This window comes from Bradyrhizobium sp. RD5-C2 (genome assembly GCF_019972155.1).
In the GTDB taxonomy this organism is placed as follows: domain Bacteria; phylum Pseudomonadota; class Alphaproteobacteria; order Rhizobiales; family Xanthobacteraceae; genus Bradyrhizobium.
On record NZ_BOVL01000001.1, the window covers coordinates 86360 to 99674 of the forward strand.

General features: G+C 64.6%; 15 protein-coding genes. 10 read left to right on the forward strand and 5 right to left on the reverse strand.

Translation table 11 applies throughout. The annotated features are described in order from the left end of the window. Positions 1–335: 335 nt before the first annotated feature. Complete coding sequence (locus tag BraRD5C2_RS00430) at positions 336–695, forward strand: hypothetical protein (RefSeq protein ID WP_223966060.1); 360 nt, start codon at positions 336–338, stop codon at positions 693–695. Between the two features lie 113 nt (positions 696–808). Here the strand turns inward: BraRD5C2_RS00430 and BraRD5C2_RS00435 are convergent, their stop codons facing one another. Together BraRD5C2_RS00435 and BraRD5C2_RS00440 are read right to left on the reverse strand one after the other, a co-directional pair. After that, the gene (locus BraRD5C2_RS00435; protein WP_223966062.1) at positions 809–2467 is read right to left on the reverse strand and encodes an FAD-binding dehydrogenase; all 1659 of its coding nucleotides are present in this window, start codon (positions 2465–2467) and stop codon (positions 809–811) included. A 56-nt stretch (positions 2468–2523) separates the two neighbouring features. Continuing rightward, positions 2524–2691: a hypothetical protein gene (locus BraRD5C2_RS00440; protein WP_223966064.1), complete on the reverse strand. Its 168-nt coding sequence runs from the start codon at positions 2689–2691 to the stop codon at positions 2524–2526. Positions 2692–2743: 52 nt separating this feature from the next. On the opposite strand from BraRD5C2_RS00440, the gene BraRD5C2_RS00445 reads away from it, so the two are divergent. From BraRD5C2_RS00445 to BraRD5C2_RS00470, 7 genes are all read left to right on the forward strand, one after another. Continuing rightward, a complete protein-coding gene (locus BraRD5C2_RS00445) occupies positions 2744–3220 on the forward strand; it encodes a hypothetical protein (protein WP_223966065.1) in 477 nt (158 codons plus the stop codon). A gap of 193 nt (positions 3221–3413) precedes the next feature. Continuing rightward, entirely contained in the window at positions 3414–3548 is a 135-nt protein-coding gene (locus tag BraRD5C2_RS39335) for a hypothetical protein (protein ID WP_263009965.1), read from the forward strand. An 18-nt stretch (positions 3549–3566) separates the two neighbouring features. Continuing rightward, positions 3567–4157, forward strand: coding sequence for an SCO family protein (locus BraRD5C2_RS00450; protein ID WP_223966067.1), 591 nt, complete (start codon positions 3567–3569; stop codon positions 4155–4157). 178 nt (positions 4158–4335) lie between these two features. Beyond that, positions 4336–5298, forward strand: a complete 963-nt coding sequence (locus BraRD5C2_RS00455) for a transporter substrate-binding domain-containing protein (protein WP_374707941.1) — start codon at positions 4336–4338, stop codon at positions 5296–5298. A 119-nt stretch (positions 5299–5417) separates the two neighbouring features. Continuing rightward, positions 5418–7058 carry a lysine--tRNA ligase gene (locus BraRD5C2_RS00460; protein ID WP_223966069.1) on the forward strand — a complete coding sequence of 547 codons (1641 nt, stop codon included), beginning with the start codon at positions 5418–5420 and terminating at the stop codon, positions 7056–7058. Between the two features lie 228 nt (positions 7059–7286). Then, the gene (locus BraRD5C2_RS00465; RefSeq protein WP_223966070.1) at positions 7287–8072 is read left to right on the forward strand and encodes a class II aldolase/adducin family protein; all 786 of its coding nucleotides are present in this window, start codon (positions 7287–7289) and stop codon (positions 8070–8072) included. 98 nt (positions 8073–8170) lie between these two features. Further along, complete coding sequence (locus BraRD5C2_RS00470) at positions 8171–8608, forward strand: c-type cytochrome (RefSeq protein WP_223966071.1); 438 nt, start codon at positions 8171–8173, stop codon at positions 8606–8608. A gap of 1 nt (position 8609) precedes the next feature. On the opposite strand, the gene BraRD5C2_RS00475 is transcribed toward BraRD5C2_RS00470, so the two are convergent. After that, on the reverse strand, positions 8610–9263 hold the full coding sequence (locus BraRD5C2_RS00475; RefSeq protein WP_223966072.1) for a S24 family peptidase: 654 nt from the start codon (positions 9261–9263) through the stop codon (positions 8610–8612). 200 nt (positions 9264–9463) lie between these two features. On the opposite strand from BraRD5C2_RS00475, the gene BraRD5C2_RS00480 reads away from it, so the two are divergent. Next, the gene (locus BraRD5C2_RS00480) at positions 9464–9808 is read left to right on the forward strand and encodes a DUF952 domain-containing protein (protein WP_223966073.1); all 345 of its coding nucleotides are present in this window, start codon (positions 9464–9466) and stop codon (positions 9806–9808) included. After that, the gene (locus tag BraRD5C2_RS00485) at positions 9805–10902 is read left to right on the forward strand and encodes a quinone-dependent dihydroorotate dehydrogenase (protein WP_223966075.1); all 1098 of its coding nucleotides are present in this window, start codon (positions 9805–9807) and stop codon (positions 10900–10902) included. Before BraRD5C2_RS00480 ends, BraRD5C2_RS00485 begins: the two co-directional genes overlap by 4 nt. 220 nt (positions 10903–11122) lie before the next feature. Here BraRD5C2_RS00485 and BraRD5C2_RS00490 read toward each other — a convergent pair whose 3' ends face one another. Next, positions 11123–12454 carry an MATE family efflux transporter gene (locus BraRD5C2_RS00490; RefSeq protein ID WP_223966077.1) on the reverse strand — a complete coding sequence of 444 codons (1332 nt, stop codon included), beginning with the start codon at positions 12452–12454 and terminating at the stop codon, positions 11123–11125. 119 nt (positions 12455–12573) lie between these two features. Then, positions 12574–13308 (reverse strand): MBL fold metallo-hydrolase, encoded by a 735-nt coding sequence (locus BraRD5C2_RS00495; protein WP_223966079.1) that lies wholly within the window; start codon positions 13306–13308, stop codon positions 12574–12576. Between the last annotated feature and the right edge of the window lie 7 nt (positions 13309–13315).

Sequence of the window (13315 nt, forward strand, 5' to 3'; positions counted from 1 at the left end):
GAACATAGCCGACGAGGTCGGTTGTGCGTTCGGCGCAGCATGTAGGCACCATCCGCGCGGGCTCAGGCCTTACGCGACAGTGTGAGGAGAGGAGCTTTGCGCAATTTCGGAATGTTAGAAGTGTGCCCCTGAGTTGCCCGACGTGTCAAGTTGCTGGTCGAACGCAGCCACCGCCGGCTACTTTGCATGGGGTTGTTTTCGATATTTTGGCAGCGCCCCTATCGACGGTTCCGTAACTTCCGCTGGGAACTAGTTTGGAGAGCAGATTCCGGCCGGAACCATCAGCGAGGAAAGCTCGTTGTCGCGGGATGTGTTGGGGGCAATCAGCACAAGGAATGCTCATGCGCATCTCTACGGCATCCGTCATCGCTGCCGCGCTCTTGCTTGGAACTCCTGTCTGGGCGCAAACGCAGGGAACGCAACCGAACGCACCGCCGCAGGCTCAGTCTGACCAACCCGGCACGATCAAGACTATACAGGTCGTGGACGTCAAGGAACTGAAGCCCGAAGTCCGCTCGAGGGTCGAGGCTGTCATCGCAAAGGCAAGCGAGGACGACCTGAAGAACCTGCGCGGTTCCATCGACGCGTCCCAGGAAGCGACATCCGTGCTCAAGGCGAAGGGACTGAGCTCGGCACAGGTCGTCGCGGTCAATCTCAGCAACGGCATTCTCACGCTCTTCACCAAGGTGGCGTGAGCGCCAACATCGCTCAAAAAAAATTCGGACTCACTGATGAGAACCCGCCGGTTCAAACCCGGCGGGCTCTTTCATTTTCCTTTCGCCGTCTCCTCCGTGACGAGGGGCGTGCCCTAACCCACCGCCTTCGCCGCAGCACGTCCCGCGTTGCGCCCCGAGAACAGGCAGCCGCCGAGGAACGTGCCCTCCAGCGAGCGATAGCCGTGCACGCCGCCGCCGCCGAAGCCGGCGGCTTCGCCGGCTGCATAGAGCCCGCGGATGATCTGGTGATCCCTGCCGAACACGCGCGAATCGAGGTCGGTCTCGAAGCCGCCGAGCGTCTTGCGGGTGAGGATGTTGAGCTTCACTGCGATCAGCGGGCCGTGTTCGGGATCGAGGATGCAATGCGGCTTGGCGGTGCGGATCAGCCGGTCGCCGATATAGCGCCGCGCATTGTGCAGGTTCATCACCTGGGCATCCTTGACGTAAGGATTGGTGATCTCGCGGTCGCGCGCCTCGATCTGCGTCTTGATGGCGTCGAGGCTCAAGAGATCATTGCCGACGAGCTTGTTCATGGCGCCGACGAGCTCAGTGAGATTGTCGCGCACGATGAAGTCGGCGCCGTGCTGCTTGAAGGCCTCGACCGGCGCTGGCGCGCCCTTGTTGGTGGCGCGCTTGATCGTCATGCGCCAGTTCTTTCCGGTGAGGTCGGGGTTCTGCTCGGAGCCCGACAGCGCGAACTCCTTCTTGATGATGCTCTGGGTCAGGATGAACCACGAATAATCGTAGCCGGTGCCCATGATGTAGTGCAGTTGCCCGAGCGTGTCGGAGCCCGGGAACAGCGGCGCCGGCAACCGCTTGCCAGTGGCGTCGAACCACAGCGACGACGGTCCCGGCAGAATCCGGATGCCATGACGCGGCCAGATCGGGTTCCAGTTCTGGATACCCTCGACGTAATGCCACATGCGGTCGCGGTTGATCAGCCGGCCGCCTGCTTGCTCGGTGATGCCGATCATGCGGCCGTCGACATGTTCGGGCACGCCGGAGATCATGAACTTCGGCGGCTCGCCGAGCCGCTTCGGCCAGTTCTGCCGCACCAGATCATGATTGCCGCCGATGCCGCCGGAGGCGACGATCACCGCCTGCGCGCGCAGCGAAAAATCACCGACGACGTTGCGCGAGGAGCTCTTGCCGCGTTCGACGCCTGACGGTTCCAGGATCGCGCCGCTCACGCCATCGACTGTGCCGTTGCTGATGCTGAGTGCATCGACGCGATGGCGGAACTTGAACACCAATTGTCCGTTCCTGGCGGCCTCGCGCGCGCGACGCTCGAACGGCTCGACGATGCCGGGGCCGGTGCCCCAGGTGACATGAAAGCGCGGCACCGAATTGCCGTGGCCCATCGCGTCGTAACCGCCGCGCTCGGCCCAGCCGACCACCGGGAAGATGCGGTGGCCCATCGCGCGCAGCCAGTCGCGCTTCTCGCCGGCCGCGAACGCGACATAGGCTTCGGCCCATTTGCGCGGCCAGTGATCCTCCTCGCGATCGAAACCCGCGGTGCCCATCCAGTCCTGCAGCGCGAGTTCGGCGGAATCCTTGATGCCGAGCCGGCGCTGTTCCGGCGAATCGACCAGGAACAATCCGCCAAACGACCAGAAGGCCTGGCCGCCGATGCTTTGTTCCCCTTCCTGGTCGAGCACGATGACGCGCTTGCCTGCGTCGGCGATCTCGGTTGCGGCGACCAGACCGGCAAGTCCGGCGCCGATCACGATCACATCTGCATCGTCAGCCATTTTGGTTTCCCCCGTCCCGCCGGGATTCAAGACCGCGTCGTTGTGCGCGGTCAACGTCAAATGGACCTTGCCTGTGGCGGCGAGGCATCAAACAATTGCGGCAAGTTGTTCCAGTTTGGGACCTTTTCCACACGCCACTGCAGCGCCCGCGCAACACCCAATTTGAATTTGTTTTGACCGGCTTCGCTCGTCTGGACAAAAATCGGCGGCGGCAACACGCTCACGATTGTCTTGCATCACAGACCAACAGATTCGGTTTCGACTGGGGCTGGCCAAATGAAGTTGATGACGGGGTTGCTCGCTGCGGTTCTCCTGCTGGCGGGAATGGGGGCGTCTCAGGCAGTGGTCAGGATCGCCGACGATCGCGGCGGCAAGATCGGCATCTATGTCGACAAATATCAGGACCTGCGCACATCGGGTGAGACCGTGATCATCGACGGGCTGTGCGCCTCGGCCTGCACCATCGTGCTCGGCAAGGTCCCGCATGACCGGATCTGTGTGACCTCACACGCCAGCCTCGGCTTCCATGCCGCCTGGGATTACGGCGACAACGGCCGCCCGGTCCCGAATCCCGAAGCCACTCATATGTTGTACCTGATGTACCCGCCGGCGGTGCGCAAATGGATTAATGACCGCGGTGGGCTGACCCGGCACATGATCTTCCTGCGCGGCAAGCAACTGCAGTCGCTGTACAAACCGTGTTACCTCAACGCCCAGGCCTCCGCGCCCAAACCCGCCGAGCCGGCGCACTGAGCTGCTGATCTCGGCGAGCGCCCTCTACCGGCAAGCCGGGCATCACGAGGTGTGCGCTCGTAATCGCCTCGCTATCATTTGACGGCCCGCGACGGCCATTGCGCTTGCTGCCTGCCGGAACCCGGCTTATCTCAACCGCATGGTTCAGCCGATCTCCACCCGATCCGAGCTCGTGACGGCTCCGCAGGGCCGGGTGGCGTCTGCAATCCTGTGGGGCGCTGCCGGGATTGGTGGATTGGCCTTGCTCGCCGCTGCCGCGCTCTGGTTCCACTACGGGACCGCGGTGTTTTTCGAAATGATCACGGCCGGCATCGCCGCCTGCTTCTGACAAGGACGCCTTCGCATCATGCCCCGGACCACGCGCCCATTGGTGATCTTTGCTGCCTTCGCGGGCAGTCTGGCGGTCGGCCTGTTCCTCATGTTGTGGGCGGTCGGCGGCCTGCGCACCGTCGCCGCGCCAGCCGCGATCGGCGGCCCGTTCCAGCTCACCGACCAGGCCGGCCAGACCGTTACCGACAAGAACCTCCAGGGCAAGCCGACGCTGATCTTCTTCGGCTTCACGCATTGCCCGGACATCTGCCCGACCTCGCTGTTCGAGATCTCGGAGGTCCTGAAGGCGATGGGCAAGGATGCCGACCGCGTGAACGCCTATTTCGTCTCGGTCGACCCGGAACGCGACACCGCCACGGCGATGAAGGACTACCTTTCGAGCTTCGATCCGCACCTCAAGGGCCTGACCGGCGATCCCGCCGCGATCGCCAAGGTGCTGTCGAGCTACCGGGTCTACGCCAAGAAGGTGCTGCTGAAGGATGGCGACTACACGATGGATCACACCGCGCTGATCTATTTGATGGACCGCGACGGCCATTTCGTTGCGCCGTTCAATCTGAAACGGACGCCTGAAGAGGCGGCGACCGATCTCAAACGGTATCTCTAACCGCCATTTCCGGTTCAGAATTAACCCATTCGGCGCTCGATTCGGGCGCCGAATGGTCTATAAGCCGTTCAATTCCCTGATATTGCCGGTTATGCCAAATCCGTCTGCCCAGCCCTTTGCCGTCCGCCCGCGCCAGCTTCGCCTGGCCGCGGGAATGATGGCGGCCGTCGTGCTGGTGATGGCGGGGTCAGCGGTCGCACAGACGCCCCCGGTACCGGCGCCGCAGACACCGGCGGCCAAGCCGGCTCCTGCGCCAGTCCAGCCCGCTAGGCCTGTCCCCGCACAAGCGGCACCAGCGACGCCCCCGGTAGCAACACCCCCGGCTGCTGCCGCCCCGTCGGCTCCGAACCAGCCGCCCAAGGCCGCCGAAGCCGCGCCGCAGGCGGTGCCGGGTTTCTGGGACCCGCGGCGGCGGCCGGATCGGCCGGACCTGTCGCGCCTCACCGTGATCCGTTTCCTGACCGAGACCGATTATCCGCCGTTCAACTTCACCGGGCCCGACGGCAATCCGGCCGGCTTCAATGTCGACCTCGCGCGCGCGCTCTGTGACGAGATCAAGGTCACCTGCACCATCCAGATGCGCCGCTTCGAGACCCTGATCGATGCGCTGGCGACCAACCGGGGCGATGCCATCATCGCGTCGATGGCGGTGACGCCGCAACTGCGCGCCAAGGTCGACTTCACCGATCCCTATTACCGTGCGCCGGCGCGCTTCGCGTCGCGCCGCGACAATGTGATGCCGGAAATCCGCCCGGAATATCTTGAGGGCAAGAAGGTCGGCGTCATCGCCGGCACCTCGCACGAGGCCTACCTCAAGGCGATGTTCACCGACGCCGAGATCCATTCCTATCCGGATAGCGACGCGCTGCGCGCGGCGCTGCGCCGTGGCGAGGTCGACTTCATCTTTGGCGATGCGATCTCGCTCGCGTTCTGGATCAACGGCACCGATTCGGCTGAATGCTGTGCCTTCTCCGGCGGTCCCTTTGTCGAAAGCCGCTATTTCGGCGAGGGTGTCGGCATCGCCGTGCGCAAGGGCAACGATCTGCTCCGCCAGTCGCTGAACTGGGCGCTGTTCCGGATCTGGGAAAAAGGTCGCTTCACCGATCTGTGGCTGCGCTATTTCTCGATCAGCCCGTTCTGAATTCGTCATTCCGGGCTCGATGCTGCGCATCGCCCGGGATAACGACAAACTTCCCGTCGTTTTGCATTTTGCTGCGAAAGCGTTAGTTTCCGCGGCCATTTTGGAGAAAGCCTGAAGAAATGTCCGTGATTGATCTTGCTGCCAGCCCGAGCGACCTGCGGGCGCTCGCCGAACAATCCAACGCCTGGCCGTTCGAGCAGGCGAAGGCGATTGTGGCGCGGCTGAAGAAAAATCCAAAGGACGAGGTGCTGTTCGAGACCGGCTATGGCCCCTCGGGCCTGCCGCATATCGGCACCTTCGGTGAAGTCGCGCGCACCACCATGGTGCGCCACGCCTTCCGCGTGCTCACCGAGGACAAGATCAAGACGCGCCTGCTTGCCTTCTCCGACGACATGGATGGGCTGCGCAAGGTGCCGGACAACGTGCCGAACAAGGAGATGCTGGCGCAGTATCTCGGCAAGCCGCTGACCAAGGTGCCCGATCCGTTCGGCACCCATCCGAGCTTCGGCCAGCACAATAATGCGCGGCTGCGCGCCTTCCTCGATCAGTTCGGCTTCGACTACGAATTCGCGAGCTCGACCGAGTATTACACCTCCGGCCGGTTCGATGCCGCGCTGCTGCGCATGCTGGAGCGGATCGAGAAGGTGATGGCGATCATGCTGCCGTCACTGCGCGAGGAGCGGGCGGCGAGCTACTCGCCGTTCCTGCCGATCTGTCCGCGCACCGGTCTCGTGCTCTACGTCCCGGTGACGGCGCACGACGCCAAGGCCGGCACGATCTCCTATGAGGATCCCGAAACCAAGGAGAGCGTCACCGTTCCCGTCACCGGCGGCCGCTGCAAGCTGCAATGGAAGCCGGACTGGGCGATGCGCTGGTACGCGCTCGGCGTCGACTATGAAATGGCCGGCAAGGACCTGATCGATTCGGTGAAGCTGTCCGCCAAGATCTGCGCGGCGCTCGGCGGCACGCCGCCGGAGGGCTTCAACTACGAGCTGTTCCTCGACGAGAAGGGCCAGAAGATCTCGAAGTCGAAGGGCAACGGGCTCACGATCGACGAATGGCTGCGCTACGCCTCGCCGGAATCGCTGTCGCTGTTCATGTACCGCGAGCCCAAGGCGGCGAAGCGGCTCTATTTCGACGTCATCCCGCGCAATGTCGACGACTACCAGCAGTTCCTCGACGGCTTCACGCGGCAGGAGCCGCGGCAGCAGCTGCAAAATCCGGTCTGGCACATCCATTCCGGCAAGCCGCCGCAGGCCGACATGCCCGTCACCTTCCAGCTCTTGCTGACGCTGGTGTCGTCGTCGAATGCGGAGAACGCCGCGACGCTGTGGGGCTTCATCGGCCGCTACCGGCCGGGCGTGACGCCCGAGAGCCATCCGAAGCTCGATGCGATGGTCGGTTATGCCATCAACTACTATCGCGACTTTGTGGCGCCGACCAAGCAGTTCCGCGAGCCCACTGAAGCTGAGCGCGCCGCGCTGCAAGACCTGCGCGATGCCCTCGCCAACATGCCGGCGGATGCGACCGCGGAAGACATCCAGAACGTGGTCTACGAGATCGGCCGCCGCGAGCCGTTCCTCGACATGGTCAAGAAGGGCAAGGACGGCCGGCCCGGCGTCTCGCTCGACTGGTTCAACATGCTCTACCAGGTGCTGCTCGGCCAGGAGAAGGGCCCGCGCTTCGGCTCCTTCGTCGCGGTCTACGGCGTGCAGAACGCGGTCAACATGATCGACGGCGCGCTGGCGCGGTCGTCGTAGGGAACCGAGTAGGGTGGGTTAGCGAAGCGTAACCCACCACCTGTGTCGCGGACGAGCGGTGGGTTACGCCTTCGGCTAACCCACCATACGGCTGCGGCGTAGCGCCGCAAAATGCGGATGGCTGATCCCCGGCAATTTCAGCCGGGGTTGCGCCGGATTGCGTTACACTCCGCCCCATAAAATCAGCACGGCCTCCGTCGAGAGGCCGGCACAGATGGGAGCATGCGCATGCAGTTCAGGGTTTCGCCGACATCGCTGCAGGATAGTACGAGCGCCGAGGAATGGCAGGCGCGGGTCGAACTCGCGGCCGCGCATCGGCTCGCCTACATCCACGGCTTTTCGGAAGGCATCTTCAATCATCTCACCTTCGTGGTGCCCGGCCGCACCGATCGCTACTACCAGATCCCGTTCGGCATGCACTGGTCGGAGGTCACCGCGTCGTCCTTCATGGAGGTCGGCATCGACGATGCCGAGGTGAAGCGCGGCGAGGGCGAGGTCGAGCGATCCTGCTTTTGCATCCATGCGCCGATCCACAAGGCGCTGCCGCAGGCCAAGGCGGTGTTCCACACCCATATGCCGTATGCGAGCGCGCTGACGCGGCTCGAGGATCCGCGCATCAAGGAGATCGGCCAGACCGAGGTCGGGCTGTCTGAGGCGATCGCCTATGACGATCTCTACACCGGCCCTGCGCTCAATCCCGAGGAAGGCGCGCGGCTGGCCAGGGTGATCGGCAACAAGACCATCCTGTTCATGGCCAATCATGGCATCTCCACCGTCGGCGAGACCGTCGCCGATGCCTATGACCGGCTCTATTACATCGAGCGCGCCGCGCAGGTGCAAATCTACGCGATGTGGACCCAGCAACCGCTCAAGCAATTGCCGCAGCATGTGGTGGAGAAGACCAAGCGCGATTTCCGCGACGACCATCTCTACAACGGCCCAAGCCCCTCGCAGCGGCATTTCGATGCGCTGAAGCGGATGCTGGACCGCAAGGAGCCGGACTACGCGACATAGGCGGAGGGTCCGGGAGGGCGCGCGACTACGCCCTTGATCCTGATTGTCGTCCGCTCGCTGTGCGGCAGAATACGCCAGCGCAGAAGCGGAGGCGTACCATGGCGACATTGTCGGCTGGCCTGGAATCGATCCGGATCGGAGCGGTTGCAGTAGCATTCGCTGCGATCATGTTCCCGACAACCGGCCGCGCGGACGGGCCGCGGCCGGACGTTGCATCGCTCCCGGTGTCGGTCGATGCGACGCGCGAGCAGGTGGTGCTCGGCGACCGCATCTTTCACGGCGAGGCGGCGAACGGAACCTGCTTTCAATGCCACGGCCACGATGCGAAGGGGACCGGCAACGGCAATGACCTCACGGTCGGAAGCCTGATCTGGGGCGACAGCCTCGCAATGATCAAGAAGACCATTCGCAACAATATCGTGCTCGCGCCGGGGCGCGACGGCGACCTCACCGACAGCGATGTCGACGCAGTCGCCGCCTATGTCTGGTCGCTCGTGCACCAGGACCGGATGCAGAGTCAGAGCGCGGCGAAATAGCTTACTGGCTCGCCCACACCACGCGCGCGATCCACGTGACTTCCTCGGCATCGAGCATGCGGTCGGGATGTTCCGGATTGAGCGATGCGAGTTCCAGTACCTTGCCGGTGCGTCGCTTCAGTTCCTTCACCATCACCTCGCCGCCGGTCGTGCGCACCACGACGCGGTCGCCGCGCCGGATCGCGGTCGCCGGTGACACCACGATGATGTCACCTTCGCGATAGGCCGGCTTCATCGAGTCGCCCTCGATCTCCAGCGCATAGGCGTGCTCGTCTGATGTCGCCGGCAGAGCCACTTCATCCCAGCCCTTGCCGGCGGGAAAGCCAGAGTCGTCGAAATAGCCGCCGGCGCCGGCCTGCGCGAAACCGATCAACGGCACCGACTGGCCGCCGCGCGGACCATCACCGAGCAACTGCACGAAGGTCTCCATGCTGGCATTGCTCGCGGCCAGCGCCTTGGAGAGCGATTCGGTCGACGGCCAGCGCTCGCGCCCGTCGCCGGTCACGCGCTTGGACTTGTTGAAGGTGGTGGGGTCGAGACCGGACTGCTTGGCAAGGCCTGATGGCGACAGGCCGGCGCGTTCGGCGAGCCGGTCGAGCGCGGCCCAGACCTGCGCGTGGGTCAGCGGTCGGGCGGCTTTGGGCTGTTTGGCCATCGAGGATACCCCGGATGGTAGGAATTATTACCTGAAACTGGGCGTTTCCGCAAATCTGCCGTCGGATGCGCCCTGGCACCGCTTGAGTTGCGACGCCGCCGCCGATACGGTCCCTCGCTCGCCGAATGGCGTGCGGGGCATTTCCCCTCAAATCCGGATAAAACCCCAAGAGACTCAAGGACAAAAGGGAAGGCCGGGCCGTGCCCATGATCTACAAAATCACTCCCGCTTCGGCCTGGCGCGAGGCCGAGCGGCAGGGCGTCTACCGGGGCAGTGCGGACGACCATCGCGACGGCTTCATCCATTTTTCGACCGCCGCCCAAGTGGCCGAGACCGCGCGCAAGCACTATCACGGGCAAACCGGCCTGTTCTTGGTCGCGGTCGATGCCGATGCGCTCGGCGACGCCTTGCGCTGGGAACGCTCGCGCAATGACGAACTGTTCCCGCATCTCTATGGCGAACTCGACCTCGGCGCGGTTACCGAAATTCTCAGCCTGCGCGCGCGCTCCGACGGCGGCCACGACGTTCCGGAGCTCAAGCCGTGATCCGCGCCTTCGACGCCTTCTCGCTGCCGCTGCTGCGCTGGTTCGATCCCGAAGACGCCCATCGCATGGCGATCCAGGGTTTAAAGCTGCTGCCGCCGATCCGGCAGCGGCCGGATGATCCCAAGCTCGCGGTGCGCGCCTTCGGGCTGAACTTTCCGAATCCGATCGGCATGGCGGCGGGCTTCGACAAGAGCGCCGAGGTGCCCGACGCGCTGCTGCGGCTGGGATTCGGCTTTGTCGAGATCGGCTCGGTGACGCCGAAGCCGCAGGCCGGCAACCCGCGGCCGCGGCTGTTTCGCCTCGAGCGCGACGAGGCCGTCATCAACCGCATGGGCTTCAACAATGACGGCGAGGAAGCCGTGCTGCGCCGGCTCGCGGCGCGCGCCAACGGCAGCGGCATCATCGGGGTCAATGTCGGGGCCAACAAGGATTCGACCGACCGCGTCGCCGATTATGTGAAGCTGATCGAGACCTTTGCCCCGGTCGCGAGCTATTTCACCGTCAACGTCTCCTCGCCGAACACGCCGGGCCTGCGCAATCTGCAGCAATCGGCGGCGCTCGACGATCTGCTGGCGCGGGTGATCGATACCCGCGAGCGCGTCCGCAAGAACGCCGGCGACTCGCCGGTCCTGCTGAAGGTCGCGCCGGATCTCAGCCTCGCCGAGCTCGACGATGTCGTGCACATCGCCCGCTCGCGGCGCGTCGACGGCATGATCGTCGCCAACACCACGCTGGCGCGGCCCACGACCTTGCGCGAGGAGAACCGCGCCAGGGAGCAGGGCGGCCTGTCAGGCCGTCCGCTGTTTCGCCTTTCGACGCGGATGGTCGCCGAGACCTATGTCCGCGTCGAAGGCGCATTTCCGTTGATCGGCGTCGGCGGCATCGATAGCGGCGGCGCCGCGCTGACCAAAATCCGCGCTGGGGCCAGCCTGATCCAGCTCTATTCCTCGCTGGTCTACAAGGGCATCGGCCTGGTCGACGACATCAAGCGCGATCTGTCCTCGACCCTGCTGCGGACCGGCCGCGACTCGCTGTCGGAAATCGTCGGGGCCGATGCCGCGACGATTACGGCCGAGGATTGGCCGGTGCGGTAGTGTTCTTACCTCGCCCCGCTTGCGGGGGGAGGCGTAGGCCGCCTTCGGCGGCCGTTTAGAAAGCCGAAGCAGAGCTTCGGCTGCGTCGCATCGCAGATGCGATCCGGGCGAGGGGGACTCTCCGCGTATCGGCTCTTACCATTGCGCGGGAGACAGCCCCTCACCCCAACCCTCTCCCCGCAAGAGCGGGGCGAGGGAGCAGAGCATCGCTCCATCCGGGCTACGCAGCTACGATTTTGAACGTCTTCCTCAGCAGCGCCGGATAGCGCAGGCCTTGCAGGCCGCCGCGCGCGACGTAGAAGCCGATCAGCGCAATCCAGAGACCGGTGTTGCCGAATCCGCTGAGCGCCCACCAGGTGGCGAGGAAGATCGCGAGCGAGGCCAGCATCAAATTGCGCATCTCGCGCGCCCAGGTCGCGCCGACATAGATGCCGTCGAAGCCGAACGCGAACACGCCGGGCAGAGGTGCCAGGATCACGAACACCAGGAACTCGCGCGCTGAGCTGCGCACGTCCTCGCTGGTCGTCATCAGATTGATCAGCGCCGGCCCAAACAGCGCGAACAGCACCGAGACGACCAGCGCGAAGCCTATGCCCCACAGCAGCACCAGCCGGGTTGAATCGGCAAAGCCGCGCGCGTCGCGGGCGCCGAAGGCGCGGCCGCAGAGCTGTTGCGCGGCGTTGGCGAGGCCGTCGAGGAAGAAGGCGCTCACCAGCAGGAAATTGTTCAGCACCGAATTCGCCGCCAGCGTGACGTCGCCTTCGCGCGCGCCCTTGGCGGTGAAGAACAGAAACACGACGATCAGCGCCGCGGTGCGGACCATGATGTCGCGGTTGACGGCCAGCATGCGCATCAGCTTGGCGCGGTCGAACAGCGTCGCCGCGGGAACTGCAAAGCCGCCCTGCGAGATCCGCCATGCCACCACGATGCCGACAGCGAAGCCACTGGTCTCGGCGAGCACCGCGGCGATCGCGGCCCCGGCGATGCCGGCGCCGTAGACCTGCACCAGCAGCACGGTGGCCGCCATGTTGATCAAATTGATCACGATCTGTAGCACCAGCGCAAGATTGGCGCGCGCCTGGCCGACCAGCCAGCCCAGGATGACGTAATTGGCGAGCGCCAGCGGCGCCGACCAGATCCGGATCATGAAATAGCTCTTGGCCGCGCGCGTGACGCCCTCGCTGCCGCCCATCAGCTGGAATGTGACTGCGGCCAGCGGCACCTGCAGCGCGATCAGTGCAATGCCGATCAGGCCGGCGACGATGAAGCCGCGCACCAGGATTGCGGCATATTCCTGCGGCTCGCCCGCGCCCTGCGCCTGCGCGGTGAAGGCCAGCGTGCTCATGCGCAGGAAGGCGAACAGCCAGAACAGGCAGTCGAAGATCACCGAGGCCATCGCCACTCCGCCGAGCAGCGCGGCATCGTCGAGCCGGCCGATCGCCGTGGTCGAGACGATGCCGATCAGCGGCGTGGTCAGGTTGGCGACCATCGCGGGACCGGCGATGGCGAACACCTGGCGGGTCGTGATCTTCGGGTGAATGGGTGCGTGCATGGTTACAGTTGCAAGGAATATGCGCTTCTATCGCGACATCCGTCGCGCGACCATGCCCGAATTGTCCTCAGAGCAATGCGGTGGCGGAGGGGCGGAGTAACTTGCAGGCAATTGCGTGGTCAGAACACCACGACCATGCCGTCGCTCGCCGCCGTGTAGGGCAGGTCGTCGACGCGGCCGAGCATGTCGTCGCTCATATGGGTCAGCACCACGCGCCTGGCGTTGATGGCCGGCAAATGCGCCTCCAGCGTCTTCAGGCTGAGATGGTTCCTGACCATTCTGTCGTAAGTATAGGCTTCGGCAATGAAGAGGTCGGCGTTTTGCGCGGCCGGGATCAACGCATCGGTCCACTCGGTGTCGGCGCTGTAGGTGACGACGCGGCCTTCGGCCTCGACGCGATAGGCCAGAAACGGCCCGCCCGATTCGCCATGCACGACAGGATAGGGCGTCACGGTCACCTCGCCGAAGCTGCGCCGCTCCTGCGGTGCGAGCGTGACGACGGACAGATCGAAGCGCTGTTTGGTCTTGGAGGAATGCTCGAACATCACCTCCATCACCTCAGGCAGCTTCGTTTCGATGCCTTGCGGCCCGGCGATCACCAGCGGCCGGGTGCGGCGGGAGAATTGCGCGTCGAGCAGGAAGAACGGCAGGCCGGCGAAATGATCGCCATGGAAATGCGTGATCAGGATCAGGTCGATCGCGTCGCGGTCGATCTCGAGCGGCTTCAGCGCCGGCAGCGACGACGCGCCGCAGTCGATCAGGAAATTGACGCGCTCGCCGCTGACATGGAAGCAGGTGTTGAAGCGGCCTCCGGAGCCGAACGCATCGCCGCAGCCGACAAATTGCAATTGCATCGGCTGC